The organism is Massilia mucilaginosa (assembly GCF_011682145.1).
GTDB classification, from domain to species: Bacteria; Pseudomonadota; Gammaproteobacteria; order Burkholderiales; family Burkholderiaceae_D; genus Telluria_A; species Telluria_A mucilaginosa.
In genome coordinates this window covers 32,894-58,118 of record NZ_WHJH01000019.1, presented here as the reverse complement: position 1 = coordinate 58,118, position 25,225 = coordinate 32,894, and the positions used below count along the sequence as shown (strand labels likewise).

The window sequence follows — 25,225 nt, the reverse complement described above, 5'->3', positions numbered from 1 at the left end:
CGCGCCACGGGCATGCCGGCTAACGCGTCCGCACCACCATCAATCCGGCGCGCAGACCGACGCGCACATCCGGGTTCGGGAATACTACCAGTTCCTCCGGATGTTTGACGGCGTACACGATGTCGCCATCGGTGGCGATCACCTGCCCTTGCTGTAGCGCGGTGAAGTTCCGGGTGCCGCGGTCGAACCCCATCTTGAAGTCGTCACTGTGCTTGATGATCTCCTGCGCCACCGCGAACACGTGCGGTTCGACCTTTGGCGCGGCCGGGCTGGCGCCGCGCAGCAGGTCGTCGAGCGCGATGCCCACGTCGGCGAACAGGCTCAAATCGTTCTGGCCCAGGGTGCCGACCCGGCCCAGTTCCACAGTGCTTGCCGCCGCCCCGTGAAACTCGGCCGAATAATAACTGTACGTTCCCGCCGACTGCGGATTCATGACGATGGCGCCGATGGCCGCCTGGCCCAGCCAGGCGATCAGCGCGCACTTGCCCTCGTCGGCGATCAGCTCCGGCACGATCGCAAAGGTCGGGTAGACCGAGGGCCGGATCGCCGTGTGCAGGTCGAGGTGCCAGCGGTCCGGCCCGGCGCCCTCGAAAAAGTCCACGGTGGCGGCGATCATGGTGTCCGCCCGCGCCGCTTCCGCCGCGCTGGCGAGGCTACCTCGCACCGGACGGAACATCCGGTTCAGGTCCGCATCGATGAAACGCTTGCCGGCCGCGATGGCGTCGATATTGCCGACGCAGACCATCAGGTCCACCGCCAGCGCATCCGGCCCTTGCGAGAGCGCGTCCAGCACATACGCCAGCACCTCGATCGGGCCGGTTTCGTCGCCATGCACGCCGACCGAGACGATCACGCTGGCGCAGGCAGGCGCCTGGCCGGACTTGATCGTCACGATGCCCGGCGCAGGTTGCAGCACCGCGAAACCGGCATCGACGAAGCGCTTGGCCAGCACATTGAAGTCGGCGCCGGCCAGCGCCCGCACGGCGGCCGGAAGCGCTTGCGCGCCTCCAACCCCTGACACCGGAGGAACGTAAGCGGTCATTTACGCCGCCACCGGCGCCGCGTTGGTCGCCTCGGACAGCGCCCACACGTCCAGCATGGCCTGTTCCAGGTCAAGCGCCGGCGCGTAGCCCGACAAGCCCATGGTATTGGTCACCACTTCAACCGCCTCCAGGGTGTCGCTGCCGTTGCTGGAACGGGCCAGCACTTGCTGCAGCAGGCGTTGCTGGGTGCGGCGCAGCGCCTGCATCGCGTAGTTGCGCAGCTGTTCCTGCGATTTGCTGTGCGGCGCGAGTTTCAGGCCGCGTTCCAGCGTATCGATGCCGGCCTGGCCGCGCAGCGCCATCCCCACCTGCAGGAATTGCGCCAGGCTCATGCCCGCCGGACGGTTGACCGACACCGCCGCGAACAGGAAGGTCGCCACCGCTTCGATCGCGTCGACCGCTTTCCAGGCTTGCGTGAACGAGGCAGGCAGGGACACGAAGGCATCGGCGTCGGCCATGGCCGGCATCAGCTGCTTGAGCATCTCCGGCTGCGAGAACAGGCGCGTGAGTTCTTCCATGCCGCCCGCGCCGCTTGGCACCGACAGCACGCCTTCGACGATCGCCTTGAACAGCACGCGGGTGCGCGCATCGACCTTGATCGAGACGGCGCGCGGCACCTTCAGTGCGTCCGCATCGAGCGCGGCGAAGATCGGCGCCAGGTGCAGCGCGGACCACGACTGGCCCCAGGCCTTGACGACCTCGGTCTCGTCGACCTGGTGCGCGCTGGCGAGGTCGCGGATCATCAACGGACCGCAGCGGTTGACCGATTCATTGGCCAGCACGGTCGCCAGGATGGCGTTGGCCAGCGGGTGCGCCAGCGCATTGCGGGTGGCGACCAGCTGCGCCGGGAAGTACGGTTTCAGTACTGTCTCGGCCCAGCTTTCGTCCGTCAGCGGCAGCGCGGCCAGCAGGCGCTTGAAGCGGTTCTTGACGTTGGCAATGACCACCGCCAGTTCCGGCGCGGTCAGGCCCACGCCCAAGGCCTTGCGGCGCTGCAGTTCGGCGTCGGTCGGCAGCTGTTCCAGTTCGCGCGAGAGCGCGCCTTCAAGCTCCAGGCTGGTGATCAGCGCGGCGTAGCCGTCGACGACCAGCGGGTCGGCCTGGGCCTGCACTTCGCGCACCAGCAGGTGGGTTTGCAGGGTGTTGTCGCGCAGGACCAGGTGTTCGATATCGCTCGTCATCTCGTTGAGGATGCGGTTGCGGTCCGCTTCGGGCAGCTCACCGGCATTGACTTCGGTGTCGAGCCAGATCTTGACGTTCACTTCGTGGTCGGAGCAATCCACGCCGGCCGAATTGTCGATCGCATCGGTGAAAATGCGGCCACCGGCCAGGGCGAATTCGATGCGGCCGTTCTGGGTCGCGCCCAGGTTGCCGCCTTCGGAAACGACCTTGCAGCGCAGCTGGTTGCCGTCGACGCGGATATTGTCGTTGGCGCGGTCCTTGACCTGCGCGTGGGTTTCGGTGGAGGCCTTGATGTAGGTACCGATGCCGCCGTTGTAGAACAGGTCCACCGGCGCCATCAGGATGCGGTGCATCAGTTCTTCAGGCGGCAGCACGGTCTCGGCAATATCGAGCGCGGCGCGCACTTGCGGCGAGATCTCGATCGAACGGGCGCTGCGCGGGAACACGCCGCCCCCAAGCGAAATCAGGTCCTTGTTGTAGTCTTCCCACGACGAGCGTGGCAGCGCGAACATGCGTTCGCGCTCGGCGAACGAGGTGACCACGTCCGGTGCCGGGTCGAGGAAGATGTGGCGATGGTCGAACGCGGCCAGCACCTTCAGTTGGCGCGACAGCAGCACGCCGTTGCCGAACACGTCGCCCGACATGTCGCCCACGCCGACCATGGTGATCGGGGTGGTGTTCATGTCGTGGTCCATCTCGTAGAAGTGGCGCTTGACCGCTTCGAACGCGCCCTTGGCGGTGATGCCCATTTTCTTGTGGTCGTAACCGTTCGAGCCGCCCGAGGCAAAGGCGTCGCCCAGCCAGAAGCCGCGCTTGACCGCGATGCTGTTGGCGATGTCGGAGAAGGTTGCGGTGCCCTTGTCGGCGGCCACCACCAGGTACGGATCGTCCTGGTCGTAGCGCACGGTATCCTGCGGCGGCACGATGGCGCCGCGCACGCGGTTGTCGGTCACTTCCAGCAGGCTGGAAATGAACAGGCGGTAGACTGCTTCGCCTTCAGCGGCGATGGTTTCGCGCACGGCGTCCTTGGGCATCTGCTTGCACACAAAACCGCCCTTGGAACCGGCCGGCACGATGACCGCGTTCTTGACCATCTGCGCCTTGACCAGGCCCAGGACTTCGGTGCGGTAGTCTTCCATGCGGTCCGACCAGCGCAAGCCGCCACGGGCCACAGGGCCGCCGCGCAGGTGCACGCCTTCGAAGCGGCGCGAGAACACATAGATCTCGCGGTACGGACGCGGTTCCGGCACCAGCGCCAGGCTGCTGGTATCGAACTTGAAGATGATCTTGTCGCCCTGCTGGTCGTTCTGGAAGTAGTTGGTACGCACGGTCGCCAGGATCAGGTCGACCAGGGCCGCGACGATTTCTTCGGTGTCGGCGTGGTTGACCGTGGCCAGGCTGGTCTTGATGGCGGCAATCCGCTCGGCCGCGGCCAGGCGCCGCTCTTCCGGCACCGACGGATCGAAACGCTGGACGAACCCTTCGACCAGTTCCTTGACCAGCACCGGCTGGCGGCGCAGGGTATCGGCCATGTAGCGCACCGAGAATTTGCTGCCGGTCTGGCGCCAGTAGCTGATGTAAGCGCGTATCAGCTGCACTTCGCGCATGCGCAAGCCGCCTTCGATCACCAGGCCGTTCATGCGGCCGTCTTCGGCTTCATTGTTGAACAGCGAGGCAAACAGTTCCTGCGCCACGGTCACGACGTTCGGCTGGGCCAATTTGGCCGCGCTTTCGGCGTCCACCGCCAGGCTGGTGACGAAATGGCGGCTGCCGTCGGCAACGGCAATCGCGTAGGTCTGTTCGCGGTCGATGGCGACGCCCGCGTTATGCAGCGCCGGCAGGATGCGCGACAGCGACGGCACCCCGTCCACCGAATACAGGCGGATGGTGGCGCTGCCGGCGTCGTCCAGTTCCACGCGCACCGAGACGCGGCCGGCGTGGCCGTTGTGCAGGATGGCGTTCAGGTCGCGCAAGGCGACCGCCGGCGCGGTGGCGCTGACGTAGTTGACCGGCAGGGTCGAGCACAGTTTGCGCAAGGTGCTGCGGGTCGGCACGTCGAACACGTTGTCGGTCAGGGCGGCGAACTTGTCGTGCCAGCCGTCGAGCACCGACAGGAGCGGCTGCTGGATATCGGTTTCGAGGTCGAGCGGGTTGCGCGCGGCGTGGGCGATCAGGTACACGCGGGCCAGCGGGCCGTCGGCCACCAGGGTTTGCGAACGCACGTCGGTCGCGCCCGAGCTTTCTTTCAGGGCGTGGGCCAGGCTGGCGGCCACGCTGGCGCTGTAACGCTCGCGCGGCATGTAGACCAGCACATTGAGGTGACGTGCATACACGTCGCGCCGCGCAAAGACCTTGGCGCGCGGCTGCTTGTAGAGCGAGACGACCGAGCTGCACACCTGCGACAGCCATTCCGGATCGGCTTCCAGCGCTTCGGTGCGCGGCAGCGATTCGAGGATTTCGAGGAATTTCTCGGCGCGGAAGCCTTCCTGGCGCACACCGGCCAGGCTCAGGACCTTGGCCACGCGGCCGCGCGCGAACGGCAGGCGCGCCAGCGGGGTGGAGGTGGCGGCGCGGGTGAACAGGCCAACGAAGCAATGCTCGCCGCGGATATTGCCTTGTGCGTCGGTGTCGCGCACGCCGATGAAGTCGAGCGGCTGGTCGCGGTGCAGGGTGCCTTCGACGTCGGCCTTGACGATCGACAGTGCGTCGGGACGCTTGGACAAGGTGTCGAAATCGCCCGGGATGTTGGCCAGGCAGGTGCCGTAGACCGGATGCGCGGTATCTTGCAGCACGCCGATGCGGCTCGGGATGTCGCGTTCGAGTTCGCGCTCGCCGGCCTTGACGACGTAGTAGGCGTAGCCGAACGGCTCGAAGCCTTCGTTCTTGGCCCATTCGAGGAAGGCGGCGACTTCCTGGCCGTCGGTGCCGTTGCCGGCGGCGGCTGCCGCGACGGCGGTCAGGCGGTCGCCCATGGCGACCGAGTCGCGCCGCACCACGGCGGCGTCGCGCGCGACCATCTGCAGCTTGGCGACCAGCGCCGCCAGTTCGTCGGCGCCCAGGTCTTCGGCCAGCAGGCACAGGACCACGGATTCGAGCGGCGCGCCGGCTTCGCCGACGGCGAGCGCGGTGCCGCTGGCGTCACGGCGCACGGCCAGCACGGCGTTCATCACGCCACCCACGGCCACGCGCTGCTTGCGCATCGCCATGACGATGGAGTCGACCAGGTAAGGCATGTCGTCGTTGATGACCAACAGGGCCGTCGCTTGCGCGCCGCGCCCATCGGAGTAGCGCAGCTGCGCGATCTGGCAGCCGGCGGCGGTGCGCCTGGCTGCTTGCGTAAAGCCGTCGCGCAGAACCGGCGCCAGGCTGTCCGGCGACGTTCCCGCGAGGTCTTCGTCGTCGAGCGAACCAAGCCAGGCGCCGATCAGCGCCGTTACCTGGCTGCCATCGGCAGGCTGGCTCGCATTGATCAGGTCCAGCGTCTGTTTACGCAAATCTTGTGGCATCTGTTTCATCTTTGCTTCTCCGTTGCTTTTGGTTTGTATTGCATCGTTCCGGCGCCAGCTTGTGACGGCGCTTTCGCGATTTGCAGAAAGGCGGGTTTACCCGCCCAAATAGGGTGCACCGTCCGGCTGGCGGTATTCTACGTCAGGTCGTACAGGCCGGGCAGTCCCAGGATGCGGCTCAAGTCCTCCAGCGCGGCGCTGCATTCGAGCGCCAGCTGGGGGTCGGCCAGGTCTTTCGGTTCGAGGTGGTCGCGGTAGTATTTACCCACCCAAGCCACCAGGGTGTCGTACAGGGCGTCGCTCATGATCACGCCCTGGTGCATGGCCGCGCTTTCCGCCTCGGTGAGCGCCACGCGCAGGCGCAGGCAAGCCGGCCCGCCGCCGTTGCGCATGCTCTGGCGCAGGTCGAAGTGAATCAGCTCGTCGACCGGGCCGCCGCTGGCGACCAGTTCTTCCAGGTAGCGCGCGACCGCGCGGTTTTCCTGGCATTCCTGGGGAATCACCAGTGCCATCGTGCCATCGGGTTTGGTCAGGAGCTGGCTGTTGAACAGGTAGCTGCTCACCGCATCGCCCACCGGCACCACCTGGGTCGCCACGCGGATCGCGCTCAAGTCGGTCTCCACATTGGCCAGCGCATTCCTCAGCGCGTTCAGTACCGCGCCTTCGTCGTGGAAGGCTTGCTCGTGATAGAACAGCACATTGCCGTTACCGACCGCGATGACGTCGTTGTGGAACACGCCCTGGTCGATCACATCCGGATTCTGCGACGCGAACACGGTGCGCGCCGAGTCCAGCCCGTGCAGGCGCGCGATGGCTTGCGACGCTTCCAGGGTCTGGCGGGCCGGGTACTTTTTCGGGGCCGGCGCGGACGGATCGAATTCGACCCGGCCATAGGTAAAGAACTCGACACCCTTGCCGCCGTGGGTGGCGCTAAAACGCGTGTGGTTGGCCGCGCCTTCGTCGCCGAAGGCCGACGTTGGCGGCAGCGCCTCGTGCACCGCGAAATGGCGCTCGTCGGCGAACAGCGCGCGCAGGGTGCGGGTCGACTGCAGATGCTCTTCCGAGCGGTGCAGCTTGTTATTCAGGTTGGCGGCGGTGAAGTGCGCGCGGCCGTCGAAGGTATCGGCCGACGGGCTGACCGTGGCCGCGTTGGCGGTCCACATGGGCGAGGCCGAATAGGCGCACGCCAGGATCACCGGCGCCTCGCGGTAGGCGCGTGCCAGCACGTCGGCGTCGGTCCCGGTAAAGCCGATGCGGCGCAGCAGGCGGAAGTTGGGACGCGCCTGCGGCGGCATGACCGCCTGCGCGAAGCCGCGCGCGGCCAGCTCGCGCATCTTGGCCAGGCCCTGCAAGGCCGCTTCGCGCGGGTTCGACGCGCTCTTCACATTGCTGAACGAGGCGACGTTGCCGAACGAAAGGCCGGCGTAGTTGTGGCTCGGCCCGACCAGGCCGTCGAAGTTGAATTCGCGTGCGCTCATGATGGATCCTAGAAAGTCAGGCCGGGCGACAGCTTGGCCGGCATGTCAAGTTCGCTTGTTTCGATCGAGGCGACCGGATAGGCGCAGTAGTCGGCCGCGTAGTAGGCGCTCGGGCGATGGTTGCCCGACTTGCCCACGCCGCCGAACGGCGCGCTGCTCGCTGCCCCCGTGGTCGGGCGGTTCCAGTTGACGATGCCGGCGCGCGCCTGCACCGAGAACTGCTTCCACAGCGCTTCGTCGTTCGACAGCAGCGCGGCGGCCAGGCCGAATTCGGTAGCGTTGGCGACCTTGACGGCGCTGGCGAAATCCTTGACGCGGATGATCTGCAGCAGCGGGCCAAACCACTCTTCGTCCGGGATGCCGCTAGCGTTGGTGACGTCGACGATGCCGGCGCTGACGAAACCGGCGTTCGGGTCGAGCTGCTTCATTTGCAGCAGCACGGTGCCGCCCTTGGCCGCCATGTCGGCCTGCGCCTGCACCAGGCGCGCGGCGACGGCGCTCGAGACCACTGGGCCCATGAACGGCTGCGGTTCGGCGTTGGACGCGCCCACGGTGAGCGTCGATGCGATCTCGACCAGGCGTTTGACGAAAGCATCGCCGGCCGGGCTGTCCTGCACCACCAGGCGGCGCGCGCAGGTGCAGCGCTGACCGGCCGAGATGAAGGCGGACATGACAGCGTGATGCACGGCGGCGTCGACATCCTTGACGTCCCACACCACCAGCGGATTGTTCCCGCCCATTTCCAGCGCCAGCATCTTGCCCGGCTGGCCGCCGAACTGCTTGTGCAGCGCGACGCCGGTCTGGCAGGAGCCGGTAAACAGCACGCCGTCGAGGCCCGCATCCTGCCCCAGGGCGATGCCGGTATTGCGCCCGCCGTTGACCAGGTTGATCACGCCAGCCGGCAAGCCGGCCTGCTGCCACAGCCGCACGGTCTTGATGGCCGTGCGCGGTGCGTATTCGCTCGGCTTGAACACCACCGTGTTACCGGCGATGAGCGCGGGGACGATATGCCCGTTGGGCAGGTGGCCGGGGAAGTTGTACGGTCCGAACACGCCGAACACGCCGTGCGGGCGGTGGCGCAGCACGGCATTGCCGTCGGCGACCTTGGCCGCCACCTCGCCGGTGCGCGCGCTGTAAGCCTGCACCGAGATGTCGACCTTGCTGGCCATGGTGGTCACTTCGGTGCGGGCTTCCCACAGCGGTTTGCCGACTTCTTCGGAGATGGTTTGCGCCAGGTCTTCGGCATTCGCCTTGAGCAGGTCGCGGAAACGCACGCAGATCGCGATGCGATCGTCGAGCGGGGTCAAGGCCCAGGCCTCGAAGGCGCCGCGCGCTGCCTGCACGGCCTGCGCCACATCGGCGGCGGTGGATTCTTTGCTGGCCCAGGTCTGCTTGCCAGTGGACGGATCGACGGTGACAAGTTCGGCGCCGCTGCCGGCGAGCCACTCGCCGTTAACTAAGTTGCTAACTACGTTACTTGATTCAGACATGGACATTTTTCCTTACATTGAGTGACAGCGTGCGAACCGTGTCGCCGCCTTGGCAATGCAGCAGCGCCTGTTCGTCCGTGGTCAGGGCGAGCTTGCCCGAGACCGGATTGGCGTGTGCGACGATCATGCGAAAATCATTGAGCACCGTGTTCGACACCAGCAGCGGGTCGGTGTCCGTCGGCGTGGCGGTTTCATCGACCGTGGCCACCGTGCTGTCGCGCATGGCGCGCAGTTCCGACACGCGCGCCTGCAGTACCGGGCCGGCGTCGAAAATATCGACGTAGCCTTCGAAGTGCATGCCTTCCTGCTCCAGCAGGCGGCGCGCGGGCGCGGTCGACAGGTGCACCTTGCCGATGACTTCCTGCGCGTCTTCCGGCAGGTAAGCAACGTACAGCGGCTGGCGCGGCATCAGTTCGGCGATGAAGGACTTCTTGCCCATCGCCGTCAGGTGGTCGACGTGATTGAAATCCATCTTGAAGAAGTGGCGCCCCAGGCCTTCGTAGAAAGGCGAGCTGCCGTCGTCAAGCTGGTAGCCGCGCATCTCGGCGATCAGCTTGGCCGTGAACAGGTGCGGGAACTGGGCGATGAACAGGAAGCGGCTTTTCGAGAGCCACTTGCCGTTGTTCCCGCTGCGGTAATCCGGATGCAGGAACAGCGAGCACAGTTCGGTGGCGCCGGTCAGGTCGTTCGACAGGTACAGGGTGTCCATGCGCGTGAACACATCGAGCTCGCGGCTCGAATGGACCAGGGTGCCGATGCGGTAGTTATAGAACGGCTCGTCCAGGCCCACCGCGCCCTTGATCGCGCATACGCCGGCCAGGCGCCCGCTGGTGGTGTCTTCCATGACGAACATGTAGTCGCGCTGCTCGGGCGGGATGGTCTCGGCAAACGAGGCCACGGCCACCGAGATGCGGTCGCCCAGCATCTTGCGGTCCGGTTTGAGCGTCGTCATGCCGCTGCCGACCTGGTGCGCCAGTTCGATCAGGGCATCCAGATCGGACGCGTGAATTGCGCGTACAACTAGCATAGGGTTCTCTTTCAGATTCTGACGCAAATGACGTTATCGCCCGGGGCCACCATCAACGCATCCTGCGCGTCCTGCGGCAGGAACACGGTGTCGGTTCCCTCGGCGGGCGGGCACGAGACGGTGATGGCGCGGAAGTTCTGCTCGTTGCTGGCGGCGACCGCGTAGGTTACCGGCAGCTCGGACGACATGCCCGAGTCGAACGGCGCCACGCGGCGCAGCATCGAACCGGCAAAGGTGCGCAGCGCGTTCTTGTGCGCTTGCAGGATCGGGCCGCCGTCGAAGATGTCGACGTAGTCGTCGGCCTCGAAACCTTCTTCGGTGAGCAGGCTGAAAGCGAGTTCGCCGTCGCCGTGGATCTGGCCCATGGCCGCCTGGGCGTCGCCCGGCAGCAGCGGCACGTACACCGGATAGTGCGGCATCAGTTCGACGATCAGGGTGCGGTTGCGGGCGCCGCCGATGACCCGTTCGGCCTCGAGGAAATCCATCTTGAAGAATTTGCGGCCGAGCGCTTCCCAGAACGGCGACTGGCCGTTCTTGTCGGTCACGCCGGCCAGCGGCACGAAGAAGCGGTCGCCGAAGCGGTGCGGCGCCAGTACCGCGAACAGCAGGCGCGCGCGCGACAGCAGGGCCGCTTCCAGGCCGGCCGTGCCGCGATTGGTCACGTAAAAGCCGGACAGCTGCGAGTACGCGGTCAATTCCGAACACAGGGTCAAGGCATGCACGCTGTGGCTGATATTGAGGTCGCGCGAGACCTGCTGGATCACGTCGTTACGGAATGAAAAATAGGTGCCGTTGGAACCGGCCGACGCGAAGATGGCGGCGGTGCCGACGATGGCGCGGGTGGCCTGCTGTTCGAGCACGAAGAGATACGACTCCTCGCTCGGGATGTCGACATGGGCGGCGAACGACGCGATCGAACGCTCGACCGAGGCGGCGATTTTTTCGCGCGTCTTCGGCAGGGTATGCACGCCCGGCATCGTCACTGCTGCCAACGTTTCGAGGGCGTCGATATCCGACAGTTCAACCGGACGGACAACAAACATGTGATTTCCCTTTATAGGCAAAGCGTGCCGCGGCCGGCCGCGGCGCATGCCGGGGCGGCCGTGCAAGACTGATTACTTGGCGGGAGCCGCGTTCAGCATGCCGTCGACGGCGGCGCGCAGGATGCGGTCGGCTTCGTCGATCTGTGCGTCGGTGACGATCAGCGCGGGCGCGAAGCGCACCACGTCGGTGCCGGCGATGAGCAGCATCAGGCCGAGCGCTTCGGCGGCCTTGGTGATGTCCTTGGCGCGGCCCTTGAACGGTTCCGCGACCGGCAGGCCGATGAGCAGGCCGCTGCCGCGCACTTCACCGAACACTTGCGGGTAGTCGGCGGCGAGCTTGCGCAGGTTGGCGAAGATCTTGTCCGACGCTTGCTTGACCCTTGCCAGGAAGGCTGGCTGGTTGATCGTCTCGAGCACGTTGAGCGCCACGGTGGCCGCCAGCGGATTGCCGCCGTAGGTGGTGCCGTGCGAGCCGACGCCGAAGTGGGCGGCGATCTCGTTGGTGGTCAGCATGGCGCCGATCGGGTAGCCGTTGCCGAGTGCCTTGGCGCTGGTCAGGATGTCCGGCGTGACGCCCTTGTCCATGTAGGCGTACAGGGCGCCGGTGCGGCCCACGCCCGATTGGACTTCGTCGAAAATGAGCAGCGCGCCGGTCTGGTCGCACAGTTCGCGCAGCGCTTTCAGGTAAGCCGGATCGCCTGGAATGACGCCGCCTTCGCCCTGGATCGGCTCGACGATCACTGCGCACACATCGTCGCCGATGGCGGCGCGGGCCGCCTCGATATCGTTGTACGGAATGTGGTCGATCTCTTGCGGCAGCGGCTCGAAGCCTTCGGTGTATTTCGGCTGGCCGCCGACCGACACGGTAAACAAGGTGCGGCCGTGGAACGACGACAGGCACGAGATGATGCGCGACTTGTGCGGGCCGAACTTGGTGTGGGCGTACTTACGCGCCAGCTTCAGGGCGCCTTCGTTGGCTTCGGCGCCGGAATTGCAGAAGAAGGCGCGGTCGGCGAAGGTCGCTTCGGTCAGGGCCAGGGCCAGGCGCAGGACCGGCTCGTTGGTGTAGCCGTTGCCGAGGTGCCAGACGCGGTTGAGCTGCTCGGTCAGGGCGGCGACCAGGGCCGGATTGCAATGGCCGAGGCTCGACACCGCGATGCCGGACGTGAAATCGAGGTAATGCTTGCCGTTCTGGTCCCACAGGTCGAGGCCGGCGGCGCGCACGGGCACCATGGCGGCGGGCGCGTAGGTTGGGACGAGGACGTCGTCGAAGGTTTGTCTGGTCACCGGCCGCGTGGTTGCACCCGTTTCAAGCTTTGCGTTCATGGCATTCCTCATCCAATGTTAGTAGGCGTCCCCGGGCGAAACCGCTGGGCACGTCGAACCATTATAAGAAGAGCAGCCCCAAACATCTTTTGAATACGCGACAAGCATTTTCATTTTTGCTCGCCGCCAAAACTTGCAAAACCCGCCAACCGGGGTCAGAGCTCTGACTCGAAACATTCCTCAACCGGGGTCAGAGCTCTGACTCGAAACTAATTGCCCACAGACCTATAAAGTCGCGACTGATGCGCCCCGGAGGTAAGCAAGTATTGACGTACGCGCCCCTTGGCTTGAACGCGATATGAAGCTCCGACCCCAATATTGAATATTTCTAATTAGAGCTCTGACCCCGGTTGTAGGGGTTTGCCGCGATTGGCCGTAGGAATTCAAGCGGGTGGGGCGGCGAGTTTGCGCTGGCGTTCTTCGCGCGGGGTGTTGCCGAACAGCGCGCCAAACGCCGTCGAGAAGTGCGAGCCGCTCGAGAAGCCGCACATCAGCCCGACCTGCACAATCGAATAGTGCGTGTCGAGCAGCAGCTGGCGCGCGCGCTGTAATCTTAACTCCAGGTAGTAGCGCGACGGCAGGCTGCCCAGGTATTGCTTGAACAAGCGCTCAAGCTGGCGCCTGGATATGCCGACCAGGTTGGCGATGTCGTCCGTCGATAAAGGCTCTTCGATGTTGGCCTCCATTAAGGTCACCGCTTCGGTCAGCTTCGGTTGCAGCGCGCCGAAACGGGCCTGCAAGGCCACCCGCTGCCGCTCTTCCTTGCCGCGCACGCGGTCGATGCACAGGGTTTCCTTGATGCGCGCCTGGACTCCGGCACCAAAAATGATCTCGACCAGGTTCAGCGCGAAGTCGATGCTGGCCGCGCCGCCGCAGCAGGTGAGCCGGTTGTCGTCGATTTCGAACAGGTTGGGCGTAAACACGGCGCGGTCGGCCACGGTGTCGACCTCGGCATACAGGGCCCACGGCAGCGCCGTGCGCACGCCGTTGAGCACGCCCGCGTCGGCCAGCCACAGCACACCCGCACCCACCCCGCCCCAGAACGGCGCGGCGCGGCAGCGCTCGATCAGGATGCGGCTGTTGGCCGGTTTCAGCGACGCTTGCGCTTCGTCCGCCACCAGCAGCACCAGGTGCCAGTGGCGCTGGGCGTCGGCGGCGAATTTGTCGGGACTGCGCACGTCCACATGCAAACGCTCGGGGCCGAGAATCTTGGCAGCAAGGCGCAGCGGTTGGAACAGGCCGGCCCAGGTGAGCGCGTCAGGCTCGCCGGCGTTGATGAGAAGCACGCGCAGCGGGGTTTCTTGCGCCAGGCGGGCGAGTTTAGCTAGTGGCATTGGACAGGCATCGGTGCGTCATTACAATAGTTAAGCCGTGAGGGACCGGCGCCCGCAAGGCGCCAATCGGATTTCCATTGGCTGGCTATCATACCGGAGATCAACCATCCTGCCCCGGCCAGGCCGCCCTGCCGCCGCATCGGGCCGCTGTAGCAAATCCGCATCAAGCGCACGGCCGGCGCGGCGCACAGGCCACACAAGCGACCGCGCCGCCGTCAAACCGGGCGCGGCCAGCTATAATCACGGCCTATGGGGGAACGTTATTTAAGGAGTGTGCGCTTGCTGGCCGAGTGCCTGCAAAGCTTCGAGCGCTTTTCGGGCGAGTCGGTGCGCCAGTGCGGCTTGACGCATGCCCAGTTCGATATCATCGCCACGCTCGGCAATACGCAGGGCATGACGTACAAGGAACTGGGCGAGAAAACCTTGATCACCAAGGGCACGCTGACCGGCGTGATCGACCGCCTGGAACAGAAGGGCCTGGTCGAACGCGAACGCAGCTGCGACGACAAGCGCTCTTTCTATGTGCGCCTGACCGCCAACGGCGAGGCCGCGTTCCGCGACGTCTTTCCGAAGGTGATCGAGCATGGCAGGCAATTGTTTTCGTCCTTGTCGGACAGCGATTTCGATGACATCGATGCCAGCTTGCGCAAACTGAAACAAGTCATCGCCGACCATGCCGTTTGCCCCACATCACAACAACACAAGGAAGAAGATTGAAAACCACCCTGCTCGAAGGCAAAAAGCCCGCTCACTTTGACAAACACATCATCGGCAACCTGCTGCTCAACGTCGCTACGCCGGATGAAGTGCGCCAGGAAAAAATGCTGATCGGCGTGCGTAACGAAGCCGGCGAAATCTATCGCCTCATCGGCGCCACCAAACTGAACAGTTTCATGAACGCGGTCGAGGAATTGTTCGACCTGGGCCTGGTCGATGAGCTGGAAGATACCGAAGCGACCCAGGACGGCTGCGACGCCATCTTCAGCGAGCCCTGAACGACGGCCCCGCCGTGAACGCAGGGTGGGCCGCGAAGCCCCCCGGCGGCCGGTCAAATAAATGCTTTGAAGCACGTTTTTACGACAAACACGGCTGGGTTATCGGAGTATAATTTTTTCATGGACAGACTCGAAGCGTACAAGAGCATTGCTGCTCAAGCAAGCCGGGGGGAACTGAGTTTCCCGACCAATGTCGACGCCACGCTCAAGTTGCAGCGCGCGCTGAACGATCCCGACTGTCATGCCGATGTGGCGGCCCGCCTGGTGCAGGCCGAGCCGCTGCTGGCCGCGCGCACCGTGGCGATCGCCAATTCGGTCGCCTACAACCGATCCGGCAATGAAGTGACCAATGTGCGCACCGCGGTGCAGCGCGTGGGGTTTCGCACCCTCAACGCGCTGGGCGCGTCGGTCATCGTGCGCCAGCTCGGCAGCAAGATCACCGAACCCTCGCTGCGCGACAAGGCCAATCAGTTGTGGCAGCACTCGGCCCACGTGGCGGCGCTGTCGCAGGTGATCGCGCGGCGCGTCGCCAACCTCGACCCCGAGACGGCCATGTTCGCCGGCATCGTGCACGAGGTGGGCGGTTTTTACATGCTCTCGCGCGCGGATGAATTTCCGGGCCTGTTCGAAGGCGAGCCGGACGACTGGATCGAACATGGCGAACAGATCATCGGCCGCTGCGTCCTGCAACGGCTGGGCGTGCCGGCACCGGTGATGGCGGCCATCGAGGCGCTGTGGGTCGGGATGCGCGCGTTGCCGCCCGAAACCCTGGGCGACACCCTGCTGCTGGCCAACGACCTGGCGCCCGTGCCGTCGCCCCTGTACGAGCGCGCCGGCGCCACCTCGCGCCAGGCGGCGGCCACCATCGACTTCGTCATCGGCGATGGCACGCTCAACAGCATCCTGGAAGAATCGGCCGCCGAAGTGAGCAGCCTGACCTCGGCCCTGATGTAAGCAGGCGGCGCGGGAACCCGGCGCGGCGTCCTGCCGCGCCTGCTTTTCCCCAAGGATTGTTGCGCCGCTTTTCGGCAGGGCAAAAAAATGCCCGCTGTATCAGAGCGGGCGAAGTCCAAAACTAGGGATGTCCTGAAAGAGACAGTTCCACTATAGTCCGCCGCCTCCCGCAACTCTGTGCGTGAACACACACAAGTGGAAGATTCCTCAAGGCAACTTGCGATGTATTGACGGAAAGCATGCCGAGAGGCGTAAAATCGGCCAAAAGTTTTCAAAAAATTATCGCAGACAACCAAGCGCATGAGCAAAACAAGCACAATCAAGAGCCGGGCCAGCGGCAAAGCCACGCTGGCGTCGGTGGCCGCGCGCGCCGGGGTGTCGGCGATGACGGCCTCGCGCGCGCTGAACCAGCCCGAGCGGGTATCGGACGCGGTGCGCGAGCGGGTCGGACTGGCCGTCGCCGAACTCGGCTACGTGCCGAACCGCGCCGCGCGCGCGCTGGCGTCGGCGCAGTCGAACGTGATTGTGGTGCTGGTGCCGTCGCTCTCGAATGCGGTGTTCACGGCTGTGCTGGAGGGGATCGAGGATGCGATCGGCGGCGGCAATTACCAGCTCCTGATCGGAAACACGCGCTATTCGGATGCCGAGCAAGAAAAGCTGCTCGGTATTTATCTGCAATCGAATCCGGATGGGATTTTGCTCTCCAGCCTGAGCCAGAGTGCGCGGGTGACGCAGATGCTGGCCGCATCCAGGGTGCCGGTGGTGTCGATGATGGACCTGGCGAGCGCGCCGGGGCAGTTGTCGGTGGGGTTTTCGCAGTTCGATGCGGGCCACGCGATGACGCGCTACCTGATCGACAAGGGCCATACGCGCATCGGCTTCATCGGCGCCCAGTTGGATGAACGCACCCTGCGCCGCGCCGACGGCTACCGCAAGGCCATGCGCGACGCGGGCCTGGCCCACGCGCGCCTGGAGCTGATGGTGGGCGCGCCGTCGACCATCGCGCTGGGGGCGGAACTGCTGGGGCGCATGCTGGAACAGGCGCCGGACTGCGACGCGGTTTTCTGCTGCAATGACGACCTGGCGCATGGCGCGATTTACCAGTGCCAGCGGCGCGGGATCAAGGTGCCTGGACAGCTGGCGGTGTGCGGATTCAACGACTTGCCGGCGTCGGCGTGGATGACGCCCTCGGTAACCACGATCGGCACGCCGCGCTACCGGATCGGGTTCGAAGCGGCCGCTTTGCTGCTGGCGGTGATGCACGGCGAGGCGCCGCCGCTGGCGCAGATCGATCTGGGGTTTACGCTGATGGCGCGCGAGAGCGCGTAAGTACCCGCGCAGGACTAGTGTCCTGAGTTGGAAATTCGTTGATTATAAATATGGCGAAATCGTGCTGAGACAAGGAACAAAGCGCAGACAGGCAAGCGCCTGGCGAGCATTTGTGACGCGGTATCGGCGCGATTATCGCCATATTTATTCAACGAATTTCTAACTCAGGACACTAGGGAACGAAGACATCGAGCCGGTACTGCGCCCCCGCCACGATTCCCGTCATGCGTGGCGTCGGCAAAAACTTCCCCTCATACCTGACCATCACGCTCTTCACATCCGCACGTTCGATATGGACCTGGAAGCGCGCGCCGCGAAACTCCCTTTCCACATCCATGCGCTGCCACGCGGCCGGCATCTGCGGGTTGATGGTCAGGCCGTCGGCATCGCCCTTCAAGCCGCACAAGCCTTCGACAATGCAGCGGTACACCCACGACACGGTCCCGGTATTGAACAATTGGCTCGACCTGCCCGCCGTGCGCGGATACTCGCGGTGGGCGCCCCGGTAGTAATTGGGGATGAACACCGGCAGCTGCCCGCGCTGCAGATAGTCGGCGTCGTCCGGCCCCGGGATCATCTGGCGCAGCAGCATGTGCGCGCGCTCGCTCTCGCCGATGCTGTACAAACTGAAAATGTAAAAAATCGCCGCGTGGTTGTACACCGCGCCGTTCTCGGCCGACCCCGGGTGCTTTTGCGTCACGCGCCCGACGTCGTCGCGCATGGCGCTGTACGGCGGCGCGAACATGGTCACGCCGTAGGGCGAATACAGCTGGCGCTCGACTTCGGCCAGCATGCTCGCCGTCTGCGCCTGGTCCGCCGCCGCACCCAGGATCGCCCACGCCTGCGGATTGAGGTAGATGCGCCCTTCGGCATCGGTGCTCACGCCGAACTTCACATCGTCATCGGTGATGCCGCGCGCGAACCAGGCGCCGTCCCACAGGTGCGTGTTGGCCGCCGCGTTCATGGCCGCCGCGCCATCGCGGAAGTGCCGCGCCCGCGCAGCGTCGCCGCGCTGCTCGCACACGCCGGCCCACAGGGTGAGCGCATATGCCGCCGCCACGGTCAGCCAGCCGGACACGCCGCGGCCCTTGTAGCCGACCATGTTCATCGGATCGCACCAGTCGCCCTGCGCGATGAACGACAGGCCGCGATGATCGCGCCCGGCCAGCAGCGACTCCATGGCGCGGCCGACGCGCGCGAACGCGCTCTCGCTGCGGCCGGCCGCGTCGGTCACGGCCTCGTCGAGCATCGCATAATCGGCCGTCTCGTCGAGGTAAGCCTGCAGGCACACCGGCAGCCACACGCAATGATCGGTGTGCGGCACCTGGTTGATGTACTTGAGTTCCGCGCCGGCCGCCAGCAAGATCCCGTCGGGCATGGCGCCGCAGGCTTCCTGCTGGCTGAGCGCATGCAAAAAGGCCGCGCGCATCACGGACGGGCGCACGAAGCTCATGCCCATGTTGTCCTGCAGGTAGTTGCGGGTCTGCGGGTCGGTGGTGAGGCGGTTCACGTCGCCGTGGTAGAACACCTGGCGCGGCAGCCAGTGGTTGACGAAGTTGTCAAGCTCCTTGTCGGGCGTGGAGATGCGCGCGCAACCGCGGCCGCCGGCCACGTAGGCTTGCGCTTGCGCGGCGGCGCGCGCGAAGCCGTCTTCGCTCAGCCAGGTGCTGCGCAGGGCCGCGATCTCGGCGTCATCGAAGGCGGGTCCGAACAGGAAACGCCGGGTGCTGGCCGCGCCGGCGTCCAGCGCCAGCCGGTACTGCACCACCGCCGCCGGCGTCTCGTAGCGGGCGTCGCCACAGGCCAGCGCCGCGCCTTGCAGGGCCGACGGATTGTGCAGGCCGCCCTCCCCTTCAAAGGCGGCCTGGTTGGCTTCCCACGAATCGGGCGCCTGCTCGCACAGGAAGAAGGTCTTGTCCTTCAAGTCCTTGTTCTTGAAGTAGTCGGCCACTTTCTGATAGGGCGTGACGCTGCTGGCGACGATGCCGCCCAGGTCGGCGCGGTACTCGGCCGACTGGTTCATCCACGACATGTACCCGATCGGAAAATACGGCGTCACGCTGATCCTGCGCGGGCGGCCGGACCGGTTGGTCACGCGCAGCGACCACAGTTCGACCACATCGTCCGGCGCCAGGCAAAGGCGCAGCTCGATGCCGATGCCGAGGTGTTCGATCTGCCAGGCCAGGTCGCCCTGGCCGACCGAGAAGGCAAAGCGCTCCAGCGGCGCGCGTACCGGCTCGTAGGGCGCCGAAAACAGCTCGCCCGTGTCTTCGTCCTTCACATACAAGAAGCGCCCCGGATGATGGGCGAAATAGGCCTGCTCCGGCTGCATGAAGGACTTCGCTTCCATGTTCGGCGCGTGCGCGTATTTGGCCGGTTCCGGCTGCATGAACTGGGCCACCGCGTAGCCGCGGCAGGTCACCTGGATCATCATCTTGCGGTTCCACAGGAAGCCGGCGGCGTGCGGCATCGCGGTCGGGCTGCTCAACTCATAGCGGTCACCGTTGTCGGTGGGGCGTAACATAAAACGTCTCCTGATAGGGATCTGCGGCGTTGCGCTACTGCGGCGCCTTGCGCGTCGACAGGTCGGCCTGGATCTGGCGCAGCGTGCCGCTGTCGAGGTTATAGAAAAACATGACCGCCACCGCGAGCAGCGCGAACACGGCGGGAATGACGGACATCAGCCAGACGATGCCGGCCTGCGAGCCGCTCGACTGCGCCGCATTGGGCACGTAGCCGAGCTGCGTGAAAACCATGCCGATGACGGCCATCGCCAGCGCGGTGCCGAGTTTTTGCGAGAACGTGGCGGCGGCGAAGGTCATCGCGGTGGCGCGGCGGCCGTTGCGCCATTCGTTGTAGTCGGCGCTGTCGGCATACATCGAGAACGCCAGCGGCGACTTCGGTCCAAGCACCAGGCCGAGGGCGATCTGCAGCGCATACATGGCCGTGATCTGCTCGGGGCCGACGAAGAAAAACGCCCCCGACAGCAGCGCGGTGAGGGACATCAGCACCATCATCAAGGTCTTCTTGTCGACAAAGCGCGTCATCAGCGGCGTGAGCGCGGCGCCGGCGGCGGCGGCGGCCATGTAGGCGGGCAGGAAGGACGCGAGCAGCTCGGGCCGGGCCACCACATACTTGAAGTAATAGGCGGCCGTGGTGGTGCGCAGGGTGATCGAGACCATGATGATCAGGGCCAGGAAGAACAGCACCATCCACGGGCGGTTGCCGGCCAGGTCGCGCAGGTCGTCGCGCACGCGGGTCTGCTGGCGCGGCGGCGGCGCGATGCGTTCGCGCGTGTTGAAGAAGGTGGCGGCGAACAGCAGCGAGGCGAGCACGCCCCAGGCCAGCATGGTCAATTGCCAGCCGCGCTGCTCATCACCGGCGCCCAGCAAGCCCACCATGGCCGGCGTGGCGGCGGTGACCAGCATGCTGCCGGCGAAGGCGAAGATGAAGCGCAGGCCGTTGATGGTGGAGCGCTCCTGCGGCTCGGCCGACATCACGCCGGACAAGGCGTTGTAGGGGATGTTGATGCAGGTATAGCAGACCATCATGAGCAGATAGGTGCCGTAAGCCCAGGCCAGCTTGCCATCGGCGCCGAGGTCCGGCGTGGTGTAGGTCAGCACGCCGGCGCCGGCCAGCGGCAGCGCCATCCAGACCAGGTAGGGGCGGAACTTGCCGAAGCGGGTGCTGGTGCGGTCGGCCACGGCGCCGATCAGCGGATCGGTGAACGCGTTGACGATCTTAATGACGAACATCATCGACGCGGCTGCGGCGGCCGAGATGCCGTACACATCCGTGTAGAACATCATCAGGAAGGTGGCGATATTGGCCCAATAGAAATTGAAGCCCATATCGGCAAGACCATAACTGATCTTCTCACGCCACGGCAGCGGTGTTGCAATCAACGCGGAATCTCCTCGATGGACGGCCGCGCCGACGCGCAGCCGAATCCTATGTTAGCGCTAACATATACAACAACGAGTATGCCCCCGCTCCACCGTACTGTCAATCAATTGCCGCACACGCCAACCGGGGTCAGAGCTCTGACTAGAAAGATTTCTAATTAGAGCTCTGACCCCGGTTGTAGGTGGAATCGCTGGTTTTGCGGAGTTATCCGGCGGGGGTGGTGTTTTTCCAGAGCTCGAGCTGGCGCAGGCGGTCGAACCAGCGCATCAGGTTGGGGAAGTCAGCTAGCGGCAGTTTGGCTTGTTCCAGGTACATCATCGGCGACACCACGCCGATGTCGGCCAGGCTGAGCGCGTCGCCCACCAGCCAGTCGCGTTGCGCCAGATGGCCGTCGAGCACGGCGCCGAGCTGGCGCAGTTCGCCTTCGGTGCGTGCTACCGTCGCCGGGTCGGCCTCGCCCATGCCGATCATGGCCTTCCATATGTGTTCGAACGACAGGATGCTGACCGTCTCGGCAAAATGCTGGCTGCCCCAGAACAGCCAGCGGTTCACATCGGCCCGCACCCGCGCATCCTGCGGATAGAGTTGCTGGCCGGGCGTGATGTCGCACAGGTATTGCATGATGGCGCACGATTCCCACAGCAGGAAGCCGTCGTCGTCGAGCACCGGCAGTTTGCCGTTGGGGTTGATTTCGTGCAGGCGCGCACGCTCGCTTTCGCTCATCAGGTCGACCTCGATGATGTCCAGCGGCAGGCCAAGCTGCTCGGCGACCATCAGCACGCGGCGGCCGTTCGATGACAGGGTATTGTGAAACAGGCGCATGGCGCACTCCTTGAAAAGTTGTTGGAGCGGCCATGATAGGAGCGCCCTGCGTCAGTTTCTGTCAGGAGTCGTCGGGCATGCACATCTCGGCGCGCCAGCGCTTGATGAGTTCTCGCCGGTGTTCGGGATAGGGCTCGCCATGCGCTTGCGCACTGGCGATGCGGTCGATGCGGAAGTGGCGGTTGGCCCCGCGCAGTTCGCACCAGGCGGCCAGCACGCGCGCGCCTTCGAAGAACGCCAGCGCGAACGGCCACACGGTGCGCTCGGTCGCCTGGCCGGCGGCGTCGCGGTAGCCGATATGCAGCTTGTGCTGGTCGCGGATCGCTTCGCGCGCCGGCCGCACGAAGGCGGTCGCCTCGGGCACGCCCGGCCCGACCGGCACCCACAGGCTGGTCTCGGCGATGCAGTCGCGCAGGTCTTTCGGCGTGGCCGTGGCGATCTTGGCCAGCGCGTTCGATGCGGCGTCGGCCAGCGCGTCGTCGCCCTGGCGCCCGACCCAGCGCGCACCCAGCACCAGCGCTTCGAGTTCGTCTTTGGAAAACATCAGCGGCGGCAGAAACAGCCCGGCGCGCATCATGAACCCGACACCCGCTTCGCCTTCTACCGGCGCGCCCAGTTCGGACAAGGTCTGGATGTCGCGGTAGATGGTGCGCTCGGAGACGCCGAGGCGCTCGGCCAGCACGGCGGCCGTGACCGGCCGGCGGTGACCGCGCAGGGCGTCGAGCAGGAGGAACAGGCGGTTGGTACGGCTCATGGCGGCGGGCGGTGACGAGGCATCGTGGTTCGGCAGGCGGCGCTTGTGAAAAATGCCGCGCAGCGTGAGCCGGGCGGCATTCTTGGCAAAGGCTGGAGGGCGCTTAAACGACGGCGCCGTCGGTTTCGTCCTTTTCCTTGATCGGCTTGATCAGGTCTTCACGTTTCACGCCCAGCCACATGGCAATGGCCGCGGCGACGAATACCGACGAGTAGATACCGAACAAGATACCGATGGTCAGCGCCACGGCGAAGTAGTGCAAGGTCGCGCCGCCCAGGAGCAGCATCGAGAGCACCATCATCTGGGTACAGCCGTGGGTGATGATGGTACGCGAGATGGTGCTGGTGATCGCATTGTCGATGACTTCTTCGACGCTGGCCTTGCGCTGCTTGCGGAAGTTTTCGCGGATCCGGTCGAAAATCACCACCGATTCGTTGACCGAGTAGCCCAGCACCGCCAGCACGCCGGCCAGCACCGCCAGCGAGAACTCCCACTGGAAGAAGGCGAAGAAGCCGAGGATGATGACCACGTCGTGCAAGTTGGCGACGATGGCCGAGACGGCGTACTTCCACTCGAAGCGGATGGCCAGGTAGATCACCACGAACAGCACCACCATGAGCAGCGCGCTGATACCGTTGTGGGCCAGTTCCTCACCGACCTGCGGGCCGACGAATTCGACCTTCTGGAGACTGAGCACGTCGGCGCCGCTTGGGGAATGGCAGACATCCTTGGCCACGCTCTGGCCCTTGACCACGGTATCGATGCGGGTGACCGCGCCGCCTTCGGATTTGCACAGCGCGGCGAACACCTTCTGCGAACCGGTGGAACCGGCCACCGACTCGATGATCGGCAGGCGCAGCATGACTTCCTGCGCGGTGCCGAAGCTCGATACTTCCGGCTGCTCGTAACCGAGCGTGATCAGGTCCGTGCGGATCTTCTCCTGGTTGGCGGCGGCCGGGTATTTGAGCTCCATCACCGTGCCGCCCTTGAATTCGACCGACAGATGCAGCCCGCGGGTCACCAGGAAAAACACGGCTGCCACGAAGGTCAGCGCCGACACCACGTTGAAAATCAACGCATGGCGCATGAAGGGAATATCTTTCTTGATGCGGAAAAATTCCATCTTGAGTCCTGTTGTAGTAAGTGCTTATTGTTTGGTGACCGACAGGCCAGGAGTCCAGACAGTACCGATCGAGACTTTGTTCAGTTTTTTCGTGCGGCCGTACCAGAGGTTGACCACGCCGCGCGAGACGAACACGGACGAGAACATCGACGTCAGGATGCCCAGGCAGTGGACCACGGCGAAGCCGCGCACCGGACCGGAACCGAAGACCAGCAAGGCGATACCGACGATCAGTGTGGTCACGTTGGAGTCGAGAATGGTGGCCCAGGCGCGGTCGAAGCCGGCGGCAATCGCCTTTTGCGGCGATTCGCCGGCGCGCAGCTCTTCGCGGATACGTTCGTTAATGAGCACGTTGGCGTCAATCGCCATGCCCAGCGCCAGCGCGATCGCGGCGATGCCCGGCAAGGTCAAGGTCACCTGCATCCACGACAGCAGCGCCAGCAGGAACAGCAGGTTCGAGGCCAGCGCGACGACGCTGAAGGCGCCGAACATGTGGTAGTAGATGATCATGAAAATGGCGATCGCGGCGAAGCCGTACACGGTCGAGTACAGGCCCTTGGCGATGTTCTCGGCGCCCAGCTGCGGGCCGATCACGCGTTCTTCGATGATTTCCATCGGTGCCGACAGGGCGCCGGAGCGCAGCAGCAGCGCCAGTTCGTTGGCTTTTTGCGGGGTGCCCATGCCGGTGATCTGGAAGCGGCTGCCCAGTTCACTGTTGATGACCGGTGCCGACAGCACGTTGTACTTGCCTTTTTCCTTGAGCAGGATGGCCATGCGCTTGCCGATGCGGTCGCGCGTGGCTTCGCGCATCTTGCTGCCGCCATTGCCGTTCAGGTCCAGGCTCACCGCCGGCTGGTTGTTCTGGTCCATGGTGCCGATGGCGCTGGAAATGTATTCGCCGCTCAGGATAATGTCTTTCAGGAGCACGATCGGCTGGCCGCGCTCGTCGGTGAACAGTTCGGACGTGAGCGGAATGCTGGCGGCCGATTCCATGCCCGGCACCACGGTGTCGTCGACCATGCGCATTTCGAGCGTGGCGGTGCGGCCGATGATGTCCTTGGCGCGCGCAACGTCCTGCACGCCCGGCAGCTGCACCACGATGCGGTCGCGGCCCTGCTGCTGGATGATCGGCTCGGACACGCCCAGTTCATTGACCCGCTTCGACAGGGTCAGGATGTTTTGCTTGACGCCTTCTTCGATGGTGCGCTGCAGTGCTTCGGGCTTGAGCGCGACGACCAGTTTCAGGCCGTTGGCGTCGGACGCTTCGGTCAGCAGCAGGTCGGGCGAATCGGCGCCGATGATCGCGCGTGCCTTGGCGCGCCTGGCGGCATCGTCAAAGCGCACTTCGATGTTCTGGCCGACGCGGTCGATGCCGCTGTGGCGCGCTTCTTCCTTTTTGAGCAGCAGGCTGCGCACGCTTTGCTGCATGCTCTTGATCTTGGTCTCGGTGGTCGCGGCCACGTCCACCTGCATCAGGAAGTGCACGCCGCCGCGCAAGTCCAGGCCCAGGTTCATCGGCAAGGCGCGCAGCGCCTGCATCCACTGCGGGGTGTTCTTCACCAGGTTGACGGTGACGATGTAATCCGGTTCGGCAGGGTTGCGGTTCAGGGCGCGTTCGAGCGCCAGCTTGGCCTTGAACTGGGCGTCGGTGGTGGCGAAGCGCGCACGCACGGACGTGCTGTTTTCATTCCCGTCCAGGGTCACGCCATCGTGCGCGATGCCGGCCGCCTTGAGGGCTGCTTCGACCTGTTCGCTCGTCGAGTTGGTGATCTTGAGGATCGAACTGCCGGTCGTCACCTGCAGCGCAGGCGATTCGACGAAGTAGTTGGGCGCCGTGTACAAGGCACCCAGCAACAGCGCAATGACGATGAGAATGTATTTCCAGACGGGATAGCGATTCATAGTGTTCCAGC

At 65.0% G+C, this 25,225-nt stretch carries 18 protein-coding genes; 4 read left to right on the top strand and 14 right to left on the bottom strand.

Annotated elements, in window-relative coordinates; genetic code table 11:
• Positions 1 to 19 precede the first annotated feature (19 nt).
• The 8 genes from F2P45_RS16905 to F2P45_RS16870 all read right to left on the bottom strand — a co-directional run bounded on the left by F2P45_RS16905 (position 20) and on the right by F2P45_RS16870 (position 13,429).
• The gene (locus tag F2P45_RS16905) at positions 20 to 1,042 is read right to left on the bottom strand and encodes a succinylglutamate desuccinylase (protein WP_166877421.1); all 1,023 of its coding nucleotides are present in this window, start codon (positions 1,040 to 1,042) and stop codon (positions 20 to 22) included.
• Positions 1,043 to 5,740, bottom strand: coding sequence for an NAD-glutamate dehydrogenase domain-containing protein (locus F2P45_RS16900; RefSeq protein WP_166877418.1), 4,698 nt, complete (start codon positions 5,738 to 5,740; stop codon positions 1,043 to 1,045). It abuts the gene before it with no gap.
• 128 nt (positions 5,741 to 5,868) lie between these two features.
• Positions 5,869 to 7,209 (bottom strand): N-succinylarginine dihydrolase, encoded by a 1,341-nt coding sequence (gene astB, locus F2P45_RS16895; protein WP_187367180.1) that lies wholly within the window; start codon positions 7,207 to 7,209, stop codon positions 5,869 to 5,871.
• A gap of 8 nt (positions 7,210 to 7,217) precedes the next feature.
• On the bottom strand, positions 7,218 to 8,699 hold the full coding sequence (astD, locus tag F2P45_RS16890; protein ID WP_229505124.1) for a succinylglutamate-semialdehyde dehydrogenase: 1,482 nt from the start codon (positions 8,697 to 8,699) through the stop codon (positions 7,218 to 7,220).
• On the bottom strand, positions 8,692 to 9,726 hold the full coding sequence (astA, locus tag F2P45_RS16885) for an arginine N-succinyltransferase (RefSeq protein ID WP_166877412.1): 1,035 nt from the start codon (positions 9,724 to 9,726) through the stop codon (positions 8,692 to 8,694). The genes astD and astA overlap by 8 nt, the downstream gene beginning before the upstream one ends.
• A gap of 11 nt (positions 9,727 to 9,737) precedes the next feature.
• Positions 9,738 to 10,769: an arginine N-succinyltransferase gene (locus tag F2P45_RS16880; protein ID WP_166877410.1), complete on the bottom strand. Its 1,032-nt coding sequence runs from the start codon at positions 10,767 to 10,769 to the stop codon at positions 9,738 to 9,740.
• Positions 10,770 to 10,841: 72 nt separating this feature from the next.
• Positions 10,842 to 12,095: an acetylornithine/succinylornithine family transaminase gene (gene astC / locus F2P45_RS16875; protein ID WP_166877407.1), complete on the bottom strand. Its 1,254-nt coding sequence runs from the start codon at positions 12,093 to 12,095 to the stop codon at positions 10,842 to 10,844.
• A 383-nt stretch (positions 12,096 to 12,478) separates the two neighbouring features.
• Entirely contained in the window at positions 12,479 to 13,429 is a 951-nt protein-coding gene (locus tag F2P45_RS16870) for a GlxA family transcriptional regulator (protein WP_166877405.1), read from the bottom strand.
• A 249-nt stretch (positions 13,430 to 13,678) separates the two neighbouring features.
• Here F2P45_RS16870 and F2P45_RS16865 point away from each other — a divergent pair, with 249 nt between their 5' ends.
• The 4 genes from F2P45_RS16865 to gntR all read left to right on the top strand — a co-directional run bounded on the left by F2P45_RS16865 (position 13,679) and on the right by gntR (position 16,707).
• Positions 13,679 to 14,146 carry a MarR family winged helix-turn-helix transcriptional regulator gene (locus F2P45_RS16865; RefSeq protein WP_166877402.1) on the top strand — a complete coding sequence of 156 codons (468 nt, stop codon included), beginning with the start codon at positions 13,679 to 13,681 and terminating at the stop codon, positions 14,144 to 14,146.
• Positions 14,143 to 14,424: a hypothetical protein gene (locus F2P45_RS16860; protein WP_126073913.1), complete on the top strand. Its 282-nt coding sequence runs from the start codon at positions 14,143 to 14,145 to the stop codon at positions 14,422 to 14,424. The genes F2P45_RS16865 and F2P45_RS16860 overlap by 4 nt, the downstream gene beginning before the upstream one ends.
• A 120-nt stretch (positions 14,425 to 14,544) precedes the next feature.
• Entirely contained in the window at positions 14,545 to 15,378 is an 834-nt protein-coding gene (locus F2P45_RS16855) for an HDOD domain-containing protein (RefSeq protein ID WP_166877399.1), read from the top strand.
• Between the two features lie 300 nt (positions 15,379 to 15,678).
• Positions 15,679 to 16,707 carry an HTH-type transcriptional regulator GntR gene (gntR, locus tag F2P45_RS16850; RefSeq protein WP_166877396.1) on the top strand — a complete coding sequence of 343 codons (1,029 nt, stop codon included), beginning with the start codon at positions 15,679 to 15,681 and terminating at the stop codon, positions 16,705 to 16,707.
• Positions 16,708 to 16,879: 172 nt separating this feature from the next.
• Here the strand turns inward: gntR and F2P45_RS16845 are convergent, their stop codons facing one another.
• From F2P45_RS16845 to secD, 6 genes are all read right to left on the bottom strand, one after another.
• Positions 16,880 to 19,231, bottom strand: coding sequence for a GH36-type glycosyl hydrolase domain-containing protein (locus tag F2P45_RS16845; RefSeq protein WP_166877393.1), 2,352 nt, complete (start codon positions 19,229 to 19,231; stop codon positions 16,880 to 16,882).
• A 34-nt stretch (positions 19,232 to 19,265) separates the two neighbouring features.
• Positions 19,266 to 20,612, bottom strand: a complete 1,347-nt coding sequence (locus F2P45_RS16840; protein WP_229505123.1) for an MFS transporter — start codon at positions 20,610 to 20,612, stop codon at positions 19,266 to 19,268.
• Positions 20,613 to 20,817: 205 nt separating this feature from the next.
• Positions 20,818 to 21,435: a glutathione S-transferase family protein gene (locus F2P45_RS16835; RefSeq protein ID WP_166877390.1), complete on the bottom strand. Its 618-nt coding sequence runs from the start codon at positions 21,433 to 21,435 to the stop codon at positions 20,818 to 20,820.
• 61 nt (positions 21,436 to 21,496) lie between these two features.
• Positions 21,497 to 22,189 carry a helix-turn-helix transcriptional regulator gene (locus F2P45_RS16830; protein WP_166877387.1) on the bottom strand — a complete coding sequence of 231 codons (693 nt, stop codon included), beginning with the start codon at positions 22,187 to 22,189 and terminating at the stop codon, positions 21,497 to 21,499.
• 103 nt (positions 22,190 to 22,292) lie between these two features.
• A complete protein-coding gene (secF, locus tag F2P45_RS16825) occupies positions 22,293 to 23,312 on the bottom strand; it encodes a protein translocase subunit SecF (RefSeq protein WP_166877385.1) in 1,020 nt (339 codons plus the stop codon).
• Between the two features lie 24 nt (positions 23,313 to 23,336).
• Positions 23,337 to 25,214 (bottom strand): protein translocase subunit SecD, encoded by a 1,878-nt coding sequence (secD, locus tag F2P45_RS16820; RefSeq protein WP_166877381.1) that lies wholly within the window; start codon positions 25,212 to 25,214, stop codon positions 23,337 to 23,339.
• Between the last annotated feature and the right edge of the window lie 11 nt (positions 25,215 to 25,225).

Coding starts and splice junctions, on each gene's coding strand:
- F2P45_RS16900 (WP_166877418.1), bottom strand. CDS start 5,740: ATGAAACAGATGCCACAAGATTTGCGTAAACAGACGCTGGACCTGATC.
- F2P45_RS16835 (WP_166877390.1), bottom strand. CDS start 21,435: ATGCGCCTGTTTCACAATACCCTGTCATCGAACGGCCGCCGCGTGCTG.
- F2P45_RS16855 (WP_166877399.1), top strand. CDS start 14,545: ATGGACAGACTCGAAGCGTACAAGAGCATTGCTGCTCAAGCAAGCCGG.
- F2P45_RS16865 (WP_166877402.1), top strand. CDS start 13,679: ATGGGGGAACGTTATTTAAGGAGTGTGCGCTTGCTGGCCGAGTGCCTG.
- astC (WP_166877407.1), bottom strand. CDS start 12,095: ATGAACGCAAAGCTTGAAACGGGTGCAACCACGCGGCCGGTGACCAGA.
- astB (WP_187367180.1), bottom strand. CDS start 7,209: ATGAGCGCACGCGAATTCAACTTCGACGGCCTGGTCGGGCCGAGCCAC.
- secD (WP_166877381.1), bottom strand. CDS start 25,214: ATGAATCGCTATCCCGTCTGGAAATACATTCTCATCGTCATTGCGCTG.
- F2P45_RS16845 (WP_166877393.1), bottom strand. CDS start 19,231: ATGTTACGCCCCACCGACAACGGTGACCGCTATGAGTTGAGCAGCCCG.
- astA (WP_166877412.1), bottom strand. CDS start 9,726: ATGCTAGTTGTACGCGCAATTCACGCGTCCGATCTGGATGCCCTGATC.
- F2P45_RS16870 (WP_166877405.1), bottom strand. CDS start 13,429: ATGCCACTAGCTAAACTCGCCCGCCTGGCGCAAGAAACCCCGCTGCGC.
- F2P45_RS16880 (WP_166877410.1), bottom strand. CDS start 10,769: ATGTTTGTTGTCCGTCCGGTTGAACTGTCGGATATCGACGCCCTCGAA.
- F2P45_RS16905 (WP_166877421.1), bottom strand. CDS start 1,042: ATGACCGCTTACGTTCCTCCGGTGTCAGGGGTTGGAGGCGCGCAAGCG.
- gntR (WP_166877396.1), top strand. CDS start 15,679: ATGAGCAAAACAAGCACAATCAAGAGCCGGGCCAGCGGCAAAGCCACG.
- astD (WP_229505124.1), bottom strand. CDS start 8,699: ATGTCTGAATCAAGTAACGTAGTTAGCAACTTAGTTAACGGCGAGTGG.
- F2P45_RS16830 (WP_166877387.1), bottom strand. CDS start 22,189: ATGAGCCGTACCAACCGCCTGTTCCTCCTGCTCGACGCCCTGCGCGGT.
- secF (WP_166877385.1), bottom strand. CDS start 23,312: ATGGAATTTTTCCGCATCAAGAAAGATATTCCCTTCATGCGCCATGCG.